Source organism: Novosphingobium album (ex Liu et al. 2023), assembly GCF_029076845.1.
Lineage (GTDB): Bacteria > Pseudomonadota > Alphaproteobacteria > Sphingomonadales > Sphingomonadaceae > Novosphingobium.
In genome coordinates, this window is the sequence record NZ_JARESE010000121.1 from 1 (window position 1) to 664 (window position 664).

Annotated in this window: 1 protein-coding gene; it reads right to left on the minus strand. The window is 61.9% G+C overall.

All coding sequences use genetic code 11. The features are described from left to right. The coding region (locus PYV00_RS24170) for a tyrosine-type recombinase/integrase (RefSeq protein ID WP_275230893.1) at positions 1 to 663 on the minus strand (663 nt) is incomplete at its 3' end. Position 664: the final 1 nt, after the last annotated feature.

Consider the following 664-nt stretch of genomic DNA (forward strand, 5'->3'; position numbering starts at 1 on the left):
ATGCTTACGCACCAGATGTTCGAGCGCGTCTCGGCTGAGCCGTTCGCCACGGATTGATGGGAACATTGGCAGATCGCTGTCGCCATGATCGCCGATCCACGCCTTCAGGATTTTGGCCGTTTCCCGCCTGATCGGTGTGGACCGTTCCTTTCGTCCCTTGCCCATGCAACGAACGTGTGCACCGGTGCCAAGTACGACGTCCCTGTTTCGCAAGCTGATCAGTTCCGATGCCCTGAGGCCCGTCTGCACCGCGAGCAGCAGCAGGGCATGATCGCGCTTTCCCACCCATGTCGAGCGATCCGGTGCCGCCAGCAGGGCGGCGATCTCGCTCGCATCGAGGAACGTGACGGCACGCTTTACATAGCGCTTGTTGGGCATCGCGAGGATGCGCTGGCAGTGCAGCATCCATGTGGGGTCGGTCATCGCGACGTAGCGGAAGAACGAACGGATTGCGGCGAGCCTGGTATTGCGGCTGCGGGCGCAGTTGCCGCGCGTCGCTTCGGTGTGGGCGAGGAAGTCGGCAACCAGATCGACGTCGATATCTTCGACTGTGATAGCGACCGGTGGTTTGCCTAGTCGTGCGCCGGCATAGCGCAGCAACAAGCGGAACGTGTCGCGATAGCTCGCGATGGTATGACGGCTCGCTTCCATCTGGACGCACAGC